Consider the following 17,540-nt stretch of genomic DNA (forward strand, 5'->3'; position numbering starts at 1 on the left):
CTCTCCGTTTATTGCGTTTTTGCGCAGATGACTTCCACGCCTTTTTGTTCGATTTGTTTTATGGCCTGCTCTGGCATGGCGTCATCCGTGACCAGCACGGAAATTCTCTCCCAGGGCAGTTCCAGGTTGGGGATCTTGCGTTGCAGTTTTTCCGATTCGGCCAGCACAATAACCTGCCGCGACACCTCAGCCATGACCTTGGACAGCTGGGTCAGCTCGTTGAAGGTGGTAGTGCCTTTTTCCAGATCGAGCCCGGCGGCGCCAAGAAAGGCCTGGTCAAAATTGTATGCCCGTAGCATCTGTTCGGCCATCTGGCCCTGGAAGGAGTGGGACTGATTGTCCCAGGTGCCGCCAGTCATCAGCACTGTCGGTTCGTTCTCCAGCTCCAGCAGGCTGTTGGCCACATGCAGGGCATTGGTCATCACAACCAGGCCAAGTTTGTGGTTCAGTTCAGGCAGCAGGGCAAAGGTGGTGCTGCCACTGTCGATCACTATGCGGTTGTGATCCCGGATCAGTTTGCTGGCAGCTCTGGCGATGGCAATCTTTCGATTCGAAACTTTTTGTTCAGAAACTTCCGCCACTTCCTTTGGCAGCAGCATAGCGCCGCCATATTTACGCACCAACAGACCGTTACGCTCCAGCTCAGTGAGATCCTTACGGATGGTCACTTCCGAGGTGTGAAAGGTTTTGGTCAGGGCTTCTACTGTCACTTCGCCTTCTGACATCAGGCGATCGACTATGGCGCGACGGCGTTGTTGAGTGTTTCGCTTGTACATCAAACCGAAATATAAAGTTTTAAAACGAAACTTATATTAGTGGTTTTTTTAGCCGATGCAAGGAAAAAATTCGCGAGTGAGGAGTGAGGAGTGAGGAGTGAGGAGTGAGGAGTGAGGAGTGAGGAGTGAGGAGTGAGGAGTGAGGAGTGAGGAGTGAGGAGTGAGGAGTGAGGAAAAATCTTGACTTAACAGTCTGTTAAGTCAAGATTTTTCTGACAACTGACAACTGACAACTGACAACTGACAACTGACAACTGACAACTGACAACTGACAACTGGCAACTAACAACTTCTAGTTACTTCTTGACCGGGCGCTGCCAGCCCTGGATATTACGTTGCTTGCCCCGGGCTACGGCCAGCTCACCGTCTTCCACATCCCTGGTGATGGTGGAACCGGCACCCACAGTCGCTTCTTTGCCGATAGTGGCCGGGGCGACGATAGCGGTATTGGAACCGATAAAGGCTCCGTCACGAATAATGGTTTTCGACTTGTTCACCCCGTCGTAATTGCAGGTGATGGTACCGGCGCCAATATTGACCCCGTCGCCGATTTCGGCGTCGCCCAGGTAGGTCAGGTGATTGGCCTTGGATCCTTCACCCAGCACGGACTTTTTCATCTCCACGAAATTACCCACCTTGGCCTTCCACTTGAGCTCGGCGCCGGGGCGCAGGCGGGCATAGGGCCCCACCTGGCAGTCGCGTCCCACCTTGGCATTCTCGATGATGCTGTTGGCTTCGATCACGGCCCCATCGGCAATGTCACAGTCAATCAACATGCAGTTGGGGCCTATCTGCACATCATTGCCCAGCTTAACCTTGCCCTGGATCACCACATTCACGTCAATGCTCACATCCTGTCCATGCTGCAGTTCGCCACGCAGGTCAAAACGGTTGGGATCGCGCAGGGAGACGCCTGCCATCATCAGGTCATCGGCCTGTGCCAGTTGATAGGCCCGCTCCAGCGCAGCCAGTTGCCTGCGATTGTTGATTCCTTCCACCTCGGTGGCACTGCCAGGATGGGAGGCCTTAATCACCTTGCCTTCGCCGGCCGCCATGGCAATCACATCGGTCAGATAGTATTCGCCCTGGGCATTGTTGTTGTTCAGGGCTTTCAGCCAGCGCCTGAGATCCGCGCCTTTCATTACCATCATGCCGGTATTGATCTCCCGGATCTTACGCTGTTCGTCACTGGCGTCCTTGTGTTCAACTATGGCCACCACCTGCTCGCCGTCGCGCACTATACGGCCCATGCCGGTGGGGTCGTCCAACTCTACCGTCAGCAGGGCCAGGTCGGCCTGTTGTTTCGTTTGCAGCAGTTGTTGCAGGGTATCGGATTTGATCAGCGGTGCATCCCCCACCAGGATCAGCACATCTTCGTCGTCTTTGAGGGCCGGCGCTGCCTGCATCACCGCATGGCCGGTACCCAGTTGCTCAGCCTGAAGACACCAGTTCAGTCCGTTATCCGGCAGGGCTTTTTGCAACTGCTCACCGCCGTGCCCATAAACCAGATGAATGCTGTTGGCGCCCAGGCTTTTCACCGTATCTATGATGTGCTGGACCATGGGCTTACCTGCAATGGGGTGCAGGACTTTGGGTAAAGAGGATTTCATCCTGGTTCCCTTGCCGGCAGCAAGAATCACTACAGAGAATGCCATGGGTTGTCCTTATTCGATGATTTGCCTGCTATTCTATCCAGACCGCTGATTTCTGCCAGCCCGATAGAAAATTAATCTTATGATACCTAAACTTAAACCGATAAAATCGGCTGACAAAGGCCAGCCTTGCCGGGGCACCAGCTGAGTGGAACCGGTAAACCATCAAGCGCGGAGTATCAGCCTTGACCCGGATTAAATCTCTTCGACAGACCATGCTTGTCGGCTTCCTGCTGGTTGCCGGCATCATCAGCCTGGTCGCTTATTATGCCATCAGCAATATGGTGGGCGAACAGAGCCGCCTGCAGCAACAAGCCATGTCCCCGGTTTTTGCCCTGATAGACCAGGAATTGATGAAACCCATGTATGTGGGTATGGCGTTGGCAAAGGCCGGTGTTTTCAAACCCTATCTGGAACAGTCGGAGCCGGACAAGACCGCATTGCTGGCCTATCTGCAGGAGTTGCAGAAAGAGTTTGGCTTCGGCTTTTTCGTCGCCAGTGAAAAGAGCGGCTTCCATATGGAGTCAGACGGCACCGACCGCCCCCTGCTGGAGAACAGCACCGAGTGGTACTTTGAACTCAGGGAGAAGAAGATGGATTTTCGCGCCGCCCTGGGCAAGACCAACGATGTCCACCTGTTTATGGACTTTCGCCAGTTGAATGAACAGGGCGAGTTCCTCGGCTTTGTCGGGGTCAGCAAGAGCCTGCGCGACTTCCTTGAAGTATTCTCTGTGTACAAGCAGAAGCATGGCTATGATTTTCTGTTCGTCAACACAAACAACGAAATCCTGCTCACGTCCGACCCCAGGGTAGCGCCCACCGGTTCGGCGGTCACCAGCCTGGCCGACTTGGACTGGTACCCGGAATGGCAGCAGGTATCCCGGCAGATCAACAGCCAAAGTAACCTGATCACCAGGGACGGGCGTGATTTGCTGATCACCGAAATGCCCGTGAACGCCCTGAACTGGCGCCTGTTTCTCATCAGCCCCTTAGAGGCACGCAAACAGGCCATCACCCAGACCTTTATCGGTAATCTGGTGTTGATGATAGCCAGTTTCCTGTTGTTGTATTTTCTGGTCAGCCGGGTATCGGGTCACTTCCAGAGCACGGTCAGCAGACGGGTAAATACCGATCCCCTCACCGGACTGTCGAACCGTCTGCATGTGGAAGACAGGTTCCAGGCCCTGCTTGAAGCCCGCACCCCCATGAGCCTGATCCTGGCTGACATAGACCACTTCAAATCCGTCAACGACCAATATGGGCACAATGTGGGCGATAAGGTGATCCGCAAAGTCGCGGATCTGTTGGTGGAAGGGGTCAGGAAGGTCGATACGGTAGGCCGCTGGGGCGGGGAAGAATTTATCATACTGCTGCCGGACGAATCCCTGGACAGCGCCGTACAGGTAGCCGAGCGCATCCGTGAGTCCATAGCAGCCTATGACTTCCGTTCCGATGACTGGCAACTCAATATCAGTATCAGCCTGGGCGTTACCCGGGCCAGCCAGTATGAGTCACTGGCCGATTTAATCCATGCGGCGGATAAGGCCCTTTACCGGGCCAAAAATGAAGGCCGCAACCGGGTGGTGGCCAGTACTGAATAATTTCCAGCTCCTCCCATGAGGGGCAACAGTCGGCGAGGGTCAAATCCTGGTTTGCCTTTGCCTGCGGCCATGCCACACTGAGCGCCATGGCGGATTGACCTTGCAGTCGAATCATTGGTTGTGCCTGTCAGCGGGTTCAGGGTACCCGGGAAGCTTAAGGAACCTAAATCGTGAATATATTTCGCACCTTGCACAGCAGTCTGTTGTTGCTGTTCGTGGTGGTGGTCATTGCCATTGTCACCCTGGCCCATTTTACCGTGGGGCGCATCGTCGCCGAACAGAGTCGTGCCCAGCAAAAGTCCATTTCCCCGGCGATTCATCTGGTGGTGGATAATATTATCCGGCCGCTGCACATCGCCCAGACTCTGGCCCAATCCACTGAAATCCGGCAAATCATGGCTGCCGAACCCGTTGACGAGGAGGCCGCCTTCGCCAGACTCAGGCAGATGCAGGAAGATTTTGGCATGTATTTCTTTATCGCCAGCGAGCAGAGCCGCATCCAGTACCATTCGGACGGCACGCAGCACCCCCTGACGGAGGGAAAAGTGGACTGGTACTTCAAGTACAAGGACGCACCGGTGAAGGCCATAGCCGATGTGGGAAAATGGGAAGCGCCCCATTTCTTTATCGATCTGAAAATCTATGATGAAAATGACCGTTTTCTGGGCTTCTTCGGCACCGGCACCAATCTGACCAGCTTTATCGAGCTCTTTGCCGAATACAAAGTGGACCATGGCTACGACTTTTTATTTCTCAATCCAAAGCGGCAGATCATGCTCAGCTCGGATCCTGAGTTGATTGGCAACCGCAGCGGATTCCACTCCCTGGATAGCTTGCCGTGGTATCAGCAGGTGGTCAGTGAAGGGCAGCAGTACGAGCTGAATAATCTTCTGATCAGAAAAGACAACCAGGACTACCTGATTGCCGAAATCGAGCTGGCGCCTTTTAACTGGACGCTGTTGATCCTGACGCCGCTGCAGGCCCGGCAAAGTGAAATCAGCCAGGCTTTTATCGCCAGCGTCGTGGGATTGCTGCTGGTGGTCTTCGCCCTGTTCCTGCTGATCTATAACCTGCTCTTTTACTTCCGCCGCAGCAGCAGGCGGCCGATGATGATCGATCCCCTGCTCAACCTGGATACCCGGGACGAAGCCATTAACCAGTTCAACCGCCTGGTGGAACTGCACGGCCAGGCGGCGGTGGTGCTGGTCAATATTGTCAACGTCAAGGAAATCAATACCCTTCTGGGCCACAATACCGGCGATTATGCGCTGCGATTTTCAGCGAAGGTGTTTCGTGAACACCTGACCAATGAGGATTTTGTCAGCCGCTGGCGGGGAGAGTCGTTCGTGTTGACCCTGCCCGGGCAATCCCTGTCCGAGGCTAAAGCCGTCGCCGAGCAGATCCGTTTCTCGCTGACCATCACCCAGGTGCACGGGCTGGATCGGCAGTTCCAGCTCCAGACCACAGTGGCGGTGAGTCATTCAACTCATGGGCGGACGCTGCCGGCTATTATCACTGATGCCGAAAAACACCTGGGACAGGCTGGTCCGAAGGCATTTCGCCAGGTGATCCTCTGCGAGGATGCACGCACAGCGGAAACCACTGACTAAGCCACGACACGACTTCTCAGGGCTTAACCGGCCGGCGCAGTTTGCCCACCAGCCCGGTGGTCAGTGCGACGCCGAGCAGGATCATGCCTCCGCCGACGAACATGGACAGATGGAGGGTTTCATCCAGAAACAACGCCCCCCACAGCACCCCGAACAATGGCACCAGGTAGGCGACGGTGATGGAATTGCCGACCCCGACTTTTTCGATCAGGTGGAAGTACAGGATGTAAGCGAGGCCGGTACAGGCGACTCCCAGCGCCAGCACCTGCCCCCAGGCGCTGCTTTGTGGTGTCTGCACAGGCCAGGTGAGCCAGGCCAGTGGCGCCAGCGCCAGGGCTGAATAGATCTGGCTGCCGGTGGCGATGGCCAGTGATGGCGTGCCGGCCAGCGCAGCCTTGGTATAATTGGCGGCAAAACCGTACAGGCAGGTGGCGCCCAGAGCGGCCAGTATGGGCAACCATTCGACCTGCCCCATGCCTCCCTCTTTGCCGGCAGTTAACACAAATACCCCGCCAAAGCCCACCAGTAAGCCGAACATCGCCACAGAGGTCAGCTTCTGCTTCAGCCACACAAACGCAATGATGGCGGCGAACATGGGTGCGGTGGCATTCAGGATGGAGGTAACACCGGCGGCCAGGGACAAGGTTGTATAGCTGAACAGGCAAAACGGAATGGCGGTATTGGTCAGGCCAACAATAAGTATGGGCCGCCAGCGACTGAAAATATGCCGTTGCTGGCGGCTGATCAGCAAAATGGGCAGCAGAAACAGAGCAGCCACCCCGGTGCGCAGGGCGATCAGGGCAATGGGACCGAACTGGGGCGCCCCTTCGCGCATAAACAAAAAGGACGCCCCCCACAGGGCGGCCAGCAAAATCAATTCCAGGGTACTTAGCCATCCCATCTAAAGCAGTACCTTTTGTGCCTGTTCCAGTTTAAGCAGAGCGGCCTTGCGGCCCAGTCCGCCGGCGTAGCCGGTCAGCGTGCCGTTGGCGCCGATTATGCGATGGCAGGGCACCACAATGGCAATGGGATTGCGGCCATTGGCGGCACCCACAGCCCTGACCGCAGCGGGGTGGCCGATACGCCGGGCGATCTCCTTGTAGCTGGTCGTTTGACCGTAGCCTACCTGTTGCAACGCCTGCCAGACCTTTTGTTGAAACGCGGTGCCCCGTGGGGCCAGCGGCAGATCGAAGTGTTGGCGCACACCGGCAAAATATTCCACCAGTTGGTTCGTGGCCATTTCAAGCAGGGGAGCATCGCTCTGCGGGCCCTGGGGGTGCTCGACAAATTTGATGGCGCAGATGCCCGCTTCGTCGGCTTGTATCTCAAGCAGACCTTGCGGGGTCTGAAGGCAGCGACTGAGTCGGTTCATGTCAGGCTCCAAAGTTGCAGGGTCAGGTAGCTGCGCCAGGGCGTTACCTGCTGTGAGTCTATATTAAGGCCTGCCAGGCGTTTTTTAATCACCAAATCGCTGTCCAGCCAGATATCCGGGTTGGAATATCCCCGCATCCGCATGTAATTGACTGTCCAGGGGCCGATCCCCTTGAGTTGCAGCAACTCGTCCGGCTGAAGCGGCTCCCCCTGTTCATGCCAGTAGCTGGCGAAGCGCTGCAGGGTCTGCCGCCTCGCGTCAGGCATACGCAGAAAACCCAGGTCTGCCTGGCTGATGGCTTCTGCTGTGGGAAAATACCGGCCCCGGGGACAATCCCCCCCTAACTGATCCACCAGCAGCGACACCTGTCCTATGGCGGCCTTGACTGACACCTGCTGACCGAGAATAGCCCGGCAACCTGCCTCGAACGGGTCCCAGACGCCGGGTAGCCTGAGTCCCGGCGTGATCTGTGAGTCGGCCAACCCGGCCAGTTTCAGCCGCTCACCAATCAATTGTATGTCGGCATCAAGGTCCAGCACCCTGCGTATCTCGTTGACCAGGGCCTTGAGGGATTCAAGCCTGTCCAGTTCCAGCTCAATGGCGAAGCCGTTGTCACCGGCCAGGTAGGTCGCCTTGAAGTATCCGCAGGCACCGCCAATTCTGAAGGTTCTGGCGTAACTGTCCCCGGTGACCCATTCCATGCCCGGAATCGCCCTTGTGGCGAGAAAATCGCGAATGCCGGGCCAGTCATAGGGTGGCCTGAATTGCAGCATCAACTGCATGAAACGGCCCGTCTGTTTTCTGCCCCGTACCTGGGCCGGAGTCAGCGACATATGCTGGCGGAAATTGTCCTGCAGGCGCCTGGCCGACTGAAAGCCCGCGGCCTGGGCCACCTGTTCCACAGTCAGGCCGGTATCATGCAGCAGTTGTTTGGCAAACAACAAACGCTGAAACAATTGATAGCGCTTTGGCGCCATGCCGATCCGCTGCTGGAACAGTTTGCGCAGGTAACGGTCTGTCACCCCAAGCCTGACGGCTATTTCAGCCAGGTTCAGTTCTGTATTGTGCGCCAGCAGTTTGAGCGCCCGTTCCACCGTGGTGTCCACACCTTTCCAGGCCCAGGAACGGGGCGAACTGTCCGGCCGGCAACGCAGACAGGGACGGTAGCCCGCCTCCATGGCACGTTCCGCAAGTTGATAATATTCCACATTTTCCTCCTTTGGGGAGGCCACGGGACAGATGGGTCGGCAGAAGATGCCGGTGGTCCTGACCGCAATGAAAAAGGTGCCGTCGAAACGCCGGTCTCTGGATAATCTGGCCTGTTGGTAGAAACTGCTGGGCTGCATGGTGAATGCTCTTTGGTCAATCTGCGTGAATAGTAACGCCGGGCCGGTAAAAAAGTGCGACGAAAACGGAACTTAATATTTGTAGTCCTGCCTCAATGAGGCTTGTCGGGCTCATGAAAAACCTGACTGAAGTGTTAGAATGCCGGCATAACGTCGGACAGGCCAACGAAGAGCTCCCTGTGGGTAGAGCCGCGTTTGGCACAGACAAGAGATCATATAATCATAATGATACGCTTCTGGTTTGCAGCATGTTTAAGCTGCTTTGTCGTCTCCAACGGCCTGGCCCAGGATAACTGGCTTGGCCAGTTCGCTGAACAGGTGGAGCAGGCGGCGGAACAACGAAATATTCCGGGTTATGCCTTTGTAGTGATCCAGGCGGGGCAGCCGGACCAGGTTTTTACCTATGGAAAAACCAGTTCCGACGGTGAGCCGGTTAATCAGGACACTCTGTTCCGCCTGGCATCAGTGTCCAAGACCTTTACCTCAGTGCTGACCGCCAAGCTCGTGGAGCAGGGCAAACTGGACTGGAGTCTGCCCCTGTCCCGCATGGCGCCGGACTACCCTTTCGAGCCTGAACTGGCTAACAGTCTGACCCTGGGGCATATTCTCAGTCAATCCAGCGGCTATATGCCCAATGCCTACGACAATCTGATCGAAGCCGATTATCCGGTCAAACGGGTGCTTAACGAGCTGGCCGGACTCAAACCAATCTGTAAGCCGGGAGACTGTTATACCTACCAGAACGCCTTGTTCGGGGTGGTGTCAGAGAACCTGAATACCAACCTCAAGCAGAATTATGCGGAGCTGTTACATCAGCACCTGCTCTCCCCGCTGGGCATGAACCGGGCGTCGGTGGGACGTCAGGCTCTGATCCAGGACAGTAACTGGGCCAAACCCCATGTATTGATCGCCAAGGGCCGGTGGCACCAGGTGCCGGTCAGCGAAGACTACTATCGCTTTGCACCAGCCGCCGGCATCAATGCCAGTATCCGCGATATGAGCCAGTGGCTGAAACTGATGCTGGGCCAGTATCCGCACCTGTTGTCCGGCCATGCCATCCAGCAATTGCTTACACCGAAGATCCGCACCAGTCGCGAACTGTATCGCCGCCACTGGCGGGAACATCTTAAGGACGCTCATTACGGCCTGGGTTGGCGACTGTATGATTTTGATGACGAACAACTCGTCCATCACAGCGGCTGGGTCAAGGGTTACCGGGCCGATGTGGGCTTTTCACCCAAATACCAGACCGGCATGGTCTTTCTGATGAATGCCGAAGCCAACCTGATGAACGAAATCACTGTCAACTTCTGGGCACGCTTCTTCGAACAGATGAAAAGCAGGGCGCAATCGGCGCCCTGATTAAGATTGGGCAGGTTTTGGGGGCCGCTTAAGCGGCAGTCTGGGCGGCGAAAGCCGCCCTACTACCTTAACGGGTCTTCAGATAGGTATAACCATGCAGGCAGTCCTCGTAGAAGTCTGTCCATTTGACGCCTTCACGGGGCTTGATGCTGCCGGCCGCCACATGCTTGTCGATGATGCGTTTCACATCCTGGGCCATGGCCGAGGGATTGTATTGCATAATGGACAGCACATTGCTCACCGAGGAGCCGGTGACCACTTCCTCGATGTAAAAGTCTTCCGGGTCGTCGTCGTCGCTGAAGATATGTACTTCATTGAGGCGGCCGAACAGATTGTGCATGTCGCCCATAACGTCCTGATAGGCGCCGGTCAGAAACAGCCCGATAAAGTAATCTTCGCCCGCCTTGATAGGGTGCATGGGCAGTACATCCTGCACACCGTGCTCACCGACAAACTGATCGATCTTGCCGTCGCTGTCACAGGTAATGTCCACCAGTGAGCATTTGACGCTGGGCTTTTCGTTCATGCGGGTGATAGGCACGACAGGCAGTACCTGGTCTATGGCCCAGGTATCGGCCGCCGACTGGAACACCGAGAAGTTGCACAGGTACTGGGAGGACAGATGGTACTCCAGTTCCTGCAGTTCTTCGGGTACGAACTCGGCCTCTTTGAGCTTCTGGTGCAGGCGGCTCATGATCTGCCAGTACAGGGTTTCAATCTTGGCCAGTTCCTGCAGGGACACCACCCGCAACTTGAACGCGTCCATCGCCTGTTCCTTCCACTGGGAGGCATCGTTGAAGATTTCCTGCATATTGTCGGAGGTTTCCAGCGTTTCGAACAAGTCACGCATATTGCTGACCATCACGTGTTCGTCTTCGGCGGCGGCGGTATCGAACTTGATCTGGCTGTTCTTGATTTCGCCGACGATCTGGGTGATGACACAACTGTGATGCGCTGTGATCGCCCGGCCACTCTCTGTCACCAGATTGGGATGGGGCACCTCTTCCAGATCGCAGACTTCTTTCATGCCGTATACCACATCGGCCACATATTCCTTCATGTTGTAGTTGCGCGACGACTCACTGGTGGACTGGGTGCCGTCATAATCGATGCCCAGTCCGCCGCCCACGTCCACGTACCTCAGGTCCACGCCCATCTTGCGCAGCTCGGCGTAAATACGCGCCCCCTCGGCCACCGCGTCCTTGACCGAGCGGATGTCAGTCAGCTGTGAGCCAATATGGAAATGCAGCAGTTGCAGGGTATGGGCCAGCCCCTGTTCTTCCAGGTAACGGGCGGCATTGATAATCTCAGCAATGGTCAGGCCGAACTTGGCCCGATCGCCGCCCGAGCTTTCCCACTTGCCACGGCCCTTGACCGTCATCTTGGAACGCAGGCCGATAATGGGATCGATATCCAGTTCCTTGGCGATACGCACCAGGGATAGCAGTTCGGAATATTTCTCCACCACCACGATAATCTTGCGGCCCAGCTTGCGGCCCAGCAATGCCAGGCGCATGAATTCCTCGTCCTTGTAACCGTTCAGGATGGTCAGGGCTTCATCCGAGGTCTGGAACGCCAGTACGGTCAGCAGCTCGGCTTTGGAACCGGCCTCCAGTCCGTAGTCGAACTGACGACCCGCGTCGACGATTTCCTCCACCACTTCACGCATCTGGTTAACCTTGACGGGGTATACGCCCAGATAGCGGCCCTGGTAATCGGCTTCTTCGATAGTGCTGCGGAATGTGGTGTTCAGCTCCGCCACCTGTGAACGAAGAATGTCGTGAAAGCGAACCACCACAGGAAACTGGATGCCTTCCTCTTTCATCTCTTCAATGACGCTGTGAAAATCTATCCTGACTTCCGGATTGCCCGGTACCGGCGTGATATGCAGATTGCCGTTGTCACCGATCTCAAAATACCCGCCGCCCCAGCGTTTTACCCGATAGAGGCGCTCTGCATCATCAATTGTCCAATCTGCCAAGGTCTATTCTCCCTTTGGTCGATAAGCAAGACGGCCAGGTTAACTGGCCGGCTTGTATTAAAAACTTAGGTGGATTGAGGCTGCGGCCCAATCCGTGCGAGCGCGACATTGCCATGTCGCCAGTTGTCAGACGCAGGAACTATTCGCCAGTCCATGCTTGTCTTTGTTAATCAACAACTTCAAGCATAGCATCTGAGGAAAAGGCTTTAACGCTTAGAACTGTGCATAGTATAAATAACTCCCCAACCAATACCCCAGCGTTTTTCCATGGATGCCGGTAAAAAAACCCTGACTGGCATATGCAGTCCTGCACCGGAACAGAACGTCTTCCCGAAGCTCCCGGATAAACCAGTTTCAAGGGTGATAAAACCTCCCTTGCAGACTGGGTTTATCGGACCACCCTATGGGTCGGTCGTCAGGCAGGACAACGCTGTCAAAATAGCCGGTGGGAAGCGTTGCATTTTAGATTGGCGATGCCATCATAACAGACCAAACTGACCCATAGAGAAGGCCTGTGAAACCTGTAAAACTGACCGCCGCATTGTTGTTGCTGTTTCTGGCCGGCTGCGGCCAGAAAGGTCCCCTGAACCTTCCGGAGCAGCCCTCCACCAATCAGACCAAATCAGGGCAGCCTGCAGAGGCTGAACAGCCACTCAAACCACAAGAGCAGAACTAGATGGATTTCTTTCAGTATAAGCATCAGCAGCTATTTGCTGAGCAGGTCGCCGTCAGCGACATCGCCCGGCAGTATGGTACCCCTTGCTATGTGTATTCCCGTTCCACTATCGAACGACACTGGCACGCCTTCGACCAGGCAGTGGGCAGCCACCCACATCTGATCTGCTATGCGGTGAAGGCCAATTCCAATATCGGTGTGCTCAGCGTACTGGCCAAACTGGGCTCGGGTTTCGATATTGTCTCCGGCGGCGAACTGGCCAGGGTGCTCGAAGCAGGCGGCGATCCGGGAAAGGTGGTATTTTCCGGTGTGGGCAAGACAGAAGGGGAAATCGCCTTTGCCCTGGAGCAGGGCATCAAGTGTTTCAATGTGGAGTCTCCCTCAGAATTGCATCGCATCAATAAAGTGGCTGGTGAACTGGGCAGACAGGCACCGGTTTCCCTGCGGGTCAATCCTGATGTGGATGCCAAGACCCATCCGTATATTTCCACTGGTCTGAAAGCCAACAAATTCGGTATCGAGCGTGAGCAGGCCATCGCCGTGTATCGCCAGGCAGCCGCCATGCCGAACCTTAAGATAGTCGGAATGGACTGCCATATAGGCAGCCAGCTCACCCAGACCGAGCCCTTTGTGGACGCCCTGGACAGGCTGCTGGAACTGGTGGACGAATTGTCCGGTCTCGGCATAGAAATCGAGCATCTGGATGTGGGCGGCGGTCTTGGCGTCACCTACAAGAATGAGACCCCGCCCGACCCCGATACTTACGTGCAGGCCATTGTCCAGCGTATGCAGGACAGGCCAAACCTGCCACTGATCTTTGAGCCGGGGCGCGCCATCATGGCCAACGCCGGCATTCTGGTCAGCAAGGTGGAATTTCTCAAGCAGGGCGCCGAGAAGAACTTTGCCCTGGTGGATGCGGCCATGAACGATCTGATCCGCCCTGCCCTGTACTCAGCCTGGATGGATATCGTCGAGGTGGATCGGTCCCTGGTCCGTGACAGGCATGAATACGATGTGGTGGGACCGGTCTGTGAGACGGGTGATTTTCTCGGTAAGGACCGCGAACTGGCGATTGCCGAAGGGGATCTGATCGCCGTGCGCAGCGCCGGCGCCTACGGTTTTACCATGGCCTCCAACTACAACAGCCGCTGTCGTCCGGCCGAGATCCTGGTGGACGGTGACAAACTCCATCTGGTTCGTGAACGAGAAAAACTCAAGGATCTGTGGAAAGGGGAGCATAAAGTTCCGTAAACTGGCGGCAGTCAGTCATCAGCTTTTTGTGGCGCATTGCATTTGTGCGCCGAATAACGGATTTTATAGTCTCTGATTGTTGCTGACAGCCGATTACTCTTAACAAGTGGTACCGATGCAAATCCAATTTTCAAAGATGCATGGTCTGGGGAACGATTTTCTGGTGATCGATAATGTGACCCAGAATGTGTTCTTCACCAAGGAAAAGATCCAGCAACTGGCGGATCGCAACTATGGCATCGGTTTCGACCAGTTGTTGATGGTGGAGCCTCCCTATGATCCCGAGCAGGATTTTCACTACCGCATTTTCAATGCCGACGGGACGGAAGTGTCTCAATGTGGTAACGGGGCCCGCTGTTTTGCCCGCTTCGTACGCCTCAAGGGGCTGATTAACCGAAACAAAATCGTGGTGGGCACCCGCTCGGGACGTATGGTGCTGTACCTGGAAAAAGATGGTCAGGTCACGGTCAATATGGGCAAGCCGCAGTTCGAACCCGCCCAGGTGCCACTCAAGGCCAATAAGGAAGAAGCCACCTACATTATCCGAGCAGAAGAACATACGGTATTTTGCGGCGCGGTCTCTCTCGGCAATCCCCATTGCGTGATGGAAGTGGAAGATATTCAGGCCGCACCGGTTGAAATACTGGGTCCATTACTGGTAAAACATGACAGGTTCCCCGAAGGAGCCAATATAGGTTTCATGCAAATCCTGTCCCCCTCCCATATCAAACTCCGGGTCTATGAGCGCGGTAGTGGCGAGACACTGGCCTGTGGCAGCGGCGCCTGTGCGGCAGTGGTGATAGGCCAGACCTGGGGTAAACTGGACACGGATGTAAGAGTGGATCTGCCCGGCGGCACCCTGAATGTTCGCTGGCAGGGAAGAGACAGGGTGGTCAAGATGACCGGTCCCGCCGAACATGTATTTGATGGATTCATCAGTTTATGAGCGATATGTCGAGACAGGAAAGAAGTGCAGCCTTGGCGGCCGAGCCGGAACAGCTCCGACCGGAGCAGGTGCGGGACTATCTGCTTGCCAATCCGGACTTTTTTCTTTACTACCCCGGCATTCTCGACCTGCTGCGTATCCCTCACCAGCAGAAAGGCACTGTGTCGCTGGTGGAACGCCAGGGCGAGCAGCTCAGGCTCAAAGTGCGCCAGCTCCAGCACCAGATCAACGAGCTGATGTCGGTAGCCAAGCAGAACGAGCGAATCTATCGTATTTATGCGGATCTGAACCTGCGGCTGTTCCGCTGCCGCAGCCTGTACGATGTGCGCAGCACACTCCAACAAGTGCTGTTACATCAGCTGGAATTGCAGGCCATTTCCCTTAAGCTGTTCGGCTTCGAGGATGATCTGCCGGAAGCCAGCAAACGCCATATTCTCGACAAGCGATTCAACAACAATATCTACTATCTGGGCAGGCTAAGTCAGCAGGAACAGCAACTGCTGTTTGGCGACAAGCGCATCGAGTCGGTGGCCATGATGCTGCTCGGCGAAAGGGGCGAGATGGGTTTGCTGGCCATTGGCAGTAACGAATCCCATCACTTCCATCCCGGCATGGACACGCTGCTGATTACCCAGTTGCAGAAGTTTCTCACTCTGGTGGTACCGCAACTGGCGGAGTACTGAGATGGCCGTTCCTGCTCTGCAGGAGCAGATCCACGCCTTTCTCGCCCACCTGCGCTACGAGCGTAACCTGTCTGCCAGGACCCTGGATACTTACGGTCGGCAACTGGCAGGGATTTCCGCCCACCTGACTATAGAACGCTGGTCCGAGCTGACCAGTGACCATATCCGCATGTGTCTCAATCAGGCCAGGCGCAAGCAACTGAGTCCCGGCACCATTGCCCTGCAGCTGTCCGCCCTGCGCACCTTCTGTCAGTATCTGTTGCAGCAGGGGGAGCTGACGAGCAATCCTGCAGTGGGTTTACAGGGGCCTAAACGGGGCAGACCCCTGCCCAAACAGTTGCATGTGGATGAAGTCAGCCACCTGCTGGACTTCGAACCCGGCGACGATATCCTGGCCATCCGCGACCGCACCATGATGGAACTGACCTATAGTTGTGGCCTGCGCCTGGCCGAGCTGACCGGGCTGAATCTGTCAGATCTCAGTGCCGACAAGCGCCAGCTCAGGGTCACGGGCAAGGGCAGCAAGCAGCGGCAATTACCAGTGGGACGCCAGGCCAGGGACTGGCTGGAACGCTGGTTGAAGGTGCGCGGCCAGTTGGCGCCGCCCGACGAGAGGGCGATATTTATCAGCAAGCAGCACCGGCGTATCACATCCAGACAGATAGCCAGCCGCATGGATCTGTGGGCGCGCCGCCAGGGCATGATGCAGCCCGTACACCCGCATAAGCTGCGTCACAGCTTTGCCACCCATATACTGGAATCCAGCGGCGATTTACGGGGAGTACAGGAATTGCTCGGCCACGCCAACCTGTCCACCACCCAGGTTTATACTCACCTGGACTTTCAGCATCTGGCCCGTACTTATGACCAGGCCCATCCCAGGGCGAAGAAGAACAAAAATTCCTGATGATATTTTACCGTCCCTTTGAACGCCCACTGGGCCTGACCTTCGATCTAGACGACACCCTGTATGACAACGAGCCGGTGCTGCGCCGGGCGGAACGGGATCTGCTGCAATTTCTGCATCTGCAGTACCCCCAAAGCGCCGATAAGGGCACCGATTTCTGGCAGGGCCTGAAACACCGGCTGCTTGCCCACACGCCGGCTCTGAGGAACGACATGGGGGAATTGCGCAGACTGATACTGGAACAGGGCCTGCAGACCTGTGGCTACCGTGGTCAGTCGCTGAAGGACGCCGTACAGGAGGCGTTTGACTACTTTTATCAGCAGCGCAGCGCTTTTAAAGTGGACAAGAACATCAGTTCTTTACTTGAAGAACTGGCTGCCAGGGTGCCACTGGTGGCCATCACCAACGGCAATGTGAATCTTGCCCAAATCGGCATCCGTGACTATTTCCAGGCCAGCTACCATGCCAATCTCCGCCAGCCCATGAAGCCGGATGGCCATATGTTTGAGTTGGCGCGGCAAACGCTCGGCCTGTCGGCCAGACAGATTCTGCATGTGGGCGATGGCCTGCAAAACGATGTGATGGGTGCCATCCGTGCAGGCTTCCAGGCCGGCTGGTATGCTCAAAACCGGCCTATGCTGATGAATGCAGAGGCAGCAAGCCTGCTGCCCCATGTGCAGTTTAACCGCCTGACCAGCCTGCTTGACCTGGTCTGAGATCTTCCTCAGGCGACCCGATCGCTGCGCTCGTCGCCGCTGTAGTAGGCAATAAACAATACCCGTTCCAGAGCATACTTCAGGGCCTGGTTAATGGGCAGATCCTGTTTACCCAGCTCAAAGTCCAGTTGCCGGACCCTTTCCTTCCCGGTTGCCATTCTGGGTGGCGGTTCGCTGAGCATGCTAATCAGGGTCTGCTGGTACTTCTCGTTGTGGTCCTGCTTGATGGTGCGACAGACCGACAGCCGGGTCCCACCGGTCTTGCTACTGACGCCCGCCGCCCCGAACATGCGACAGAGGGCCGGACGCTGCTGATAGACACCGCACTGACCCTGAATGCCATCCAGAGAATGGCGCACATAGTGAAAACAGGCGAAGCCTGAATACTGCTCCAGCTCTTCCAGCACCTGCTCGGCCCGACCCTGATCATATAGGTTCAGGGCTAAGGGCAGCATTTCCAGCGGCGTGGCGTCAATCTCCGGGTTATTGCAGCATGAGCCGCACCCAGACCGGCAAGCCAGGCCGGTTTTGCGCTGATAGGCGCCAAAGGTATGATCGAGTTCGTCATACACAGCCTCAACAAGACGCGACAATTCCCGCAGCCTTTGCATAGTGACTCCGCAATAGTGACAGTGACAATCAAAAACAATTAGAGGTGGAC

At 56.1% G+C, this 17,540-nt stretch carries 16 protein-coding genes; 9 read left to right on the top strand and 7 right to left on the bottom strand.

Translation table 11 applies throughout. The features are described from left to right. Positions 1–8: 8 nt before the first annotated feature. Positions 9–776, bottom strand: a complete 768-nt coding sequence (locus J0A66_RS10720; RefSeq protein ID WP_206573813.1) for a DeoR/GlpR family DNA-binding transcription regulator — start codon at positions 774–776, stop codon at positions 9–11. Between the two features lie 296 nt (positions 777–1,072). Then, a complete protein-coding gene (gene glmU, locus J0A66_RS10725; RefSeq protein WP_206573814.1) occupies positions 1,073–2,431 on the bottom strand; it encodes a bifunctional UDP-N-acetylglucosamine diphosphorylase/glucosamine-1-phosphate N-acetyltransferase GlmU in 1,359 nt (452 codons plus the stop codon). A gap of 182 nt (positions 2,432–2,613) precedes the next feature. Here glmU and J0A66_RS10730 point away from each other — a divergent pair, with 182 nt between their 5' ends. Together J0A66_RS10730 and J0A66_RS23705 are read left to right on the top strand one after the other, a co-directional pair. Then, positions 2,614–4,029, top strand: coding sequence for a diguanylate cyclase (locus J0A66_RS10730; protein ID WP_206573815.1), 1,416 nt, complete (start codon positions 2,614–2,616; stop codon positions 4,027–4,029). 170 nt (positions 4,030–4,199) lie between these two features. Continuing rightward, positions 4,200–5,639 (top strand): diguanylate cyclase domain-containing protein, encoded by a 1,440-nt coding sequence (locus J0A66_RS23705; protein WP_206573816.1) that lies wholly within the window; start codon positions 4,200–4,202, stop codon positions 5,637–5,639. 16 nt (positions 5,640–5,655) lie between these two features. On the opposite strand, the gene J0A66_RS10740 is transcribed toward J0A66_RS23705, so the two are convergent. From J0A66_RS10740 to J0A66_RS10750, 3 genes are read right to left on the bottom strand one after another with little or no spacing between them, the layout of a single operon-like run. Beyond that, complete coding sequence (locus tag J0A66_RS10740) at positions 5,656–6,540, bottom strand: DMT family transporter (RefSeq protein WP_206573817.1); 885 nt, start codon at positions 6,538–6,540, stop codon at positions 5,656–5,658. After that, positions 6,541–7,011 carry a methylated-DNA--[protein]-cysteine S-methyltransferase gene (locus J0A66_RS10745; protein WP_206573818.1) on the bottom strand — a complete coding sequence of 157 codons (471 nt, stop codon included), beginning with the start codon at positions 7,009–7,011 and terminating at the stop codon, positions 6,541–6,543. Then, a complete protein-coding gene (locus J0A66_RS10750) occupies positions 7,008–8,357 on the bottom strand; it encodes a DNA-3-methyladenine glycosylase 2 family protein (RefSeq protein WP_206573819.1) in 1,350 nt (449 codons plus the stop codon). The genes J0A66_RS10745 and J0A66_RS10750 overlap by 4 nt, the downstream gene beginning before the upstream one ends. 225 nt (positions 8,358–8,582) lie before the next feature. On the opposite strand from J0A66_RS10750, the gene J0A66_RS10755 reads away from it, so the two are divergent. Continuing rightward, the gene (locus J0A66_RS10755; protein ID WP_206573820.1) at positions 8,583–9,719 is read left to right on the top strand and encodes a serine hydrolase domain-containing protein; all 1,137 of its coding nucleotides are present in this window, start codon (positions 8,583–8,585) and stop codon (positions 9,717–9,719) included. 67 nt (positions 9,720–9,786) lie between these two features. Here J0A66_RS10755 and speA read toward each other — a convergent pair whose 3' ends face one another. Then, entirely contained in the window at positions 9,787–11,700 is a 1,914-nt protein-coding gene (gene speA, locus J0A66_RS10760; RefSeq protein ID WP_206573821.1) for a biosynthetic arginine decarboxylase, read from the bottom strand. Positions 11,701–12,214: 514 nt separating this feature from the next. Here speA and lptM point away from each other — a divergent pair. From lptM to J0A66_RS10790, 6 genes are all read left to right on the top strand, one after another. Further along, positions 12,215–12,376, top strand: a complete 162-nt coding sequence (lptM, locus tag J0A66_RS10765; RefSeq protein WP_206573822.1) for an LPS translocon maturation chaperone LptM — start codon at positions 12,215–12,217, stop codon at positions 12,374–12,376. Beyond that, positions 12,377–13,627, top strand: a complete 1,251-nt coding sequence (gene lysA, locus J0A66_RS10770) for a diaminopimelate decarboxylase (protein ID WP_206573823.1) — start codon at positions 12,377–12,379, stop codon at positions 13,625–13,627. Between the two features lie 115 nt (positions 13,628–13,742). Then, on the top strand, positions 13,743–14,573 hold the full coding sequence (dapF, locus tag J0A66_RS10775) for a diaminopimelate epimerase (RefSeq protein ID WP_206573824.1): 831 nt from the start codon (positions 13,743–13,745) through the stop codon (positions 14,571–14,573). Continuing rightward, the gene (locus J0A66_RS10780) at positions 14,570–15,256 is read left to right on the top strand and encodes a DUF484 family protein (protein ID WP_206573825.1); all 687 of its coding nucleotides are present in this window, start codon (positions 14,570–14,572) and stop codon (positions 15,254–15,256) included. The genes dapF and J0A66_RS10780 overlap by 4 nt, the downstream gene beginning before the upstream one ends. A 1-nt stretch (position 15,257) precedes the next feature. Further along, a complete protein-coding gene (locus tag J0A66_RS10785) occupies positions 15,258–16,163 on the top strand; it encodes a tyrosine recombinase XerC (protein WP_206573826.1) in 906 nt (301 codons plus the stop codon). Beyond that, positions 16,163–16,879: an HAD-IA family hydrolase gene (locus J0A66_RS10790; RefSeq protein ID WP_206573827.1), complete on the top strand. Its 717-nt coding sequence runs from the start codon at positions 16,163–16,165 to the stop codon at positions 16,877–16,879. The genes J0A66_RS10785 and J0A66_RS10790 overlap by 1 nt, the downstream gene beginning before the upstream one ends. An 8-nt stretch (positions 16,880–16,887) precedes the next feature. Here J0A66_RS10790 and J0A66_RS10795 read toward each other — a convergent pair whose 3' ends face one another. Further along, on the bottom strand, positions 16,888–17,490 hold the full coding sequence (locus J0A66_RS10795) for a YkgJ family cysteine cluster protein (RefSeq protein WP_206573828.1): 603 nt from the start codon (positions 17,488–17,490) through the stop codon (positions 16,888–16,890). Positions 17,491–17,540 lie beyond the last annotated feature (50 nt).

Origin of the sequence: Bowmanella dokdonensis (assembly GCF_017254865.1) — a bacterium.
Lineage (GTDB): Bacteria > Pseudomonadota > Gammaproteobacteria > Enterobacterales > Alteromonadaceae > Bowmanella > Bowmanella dokdonensis.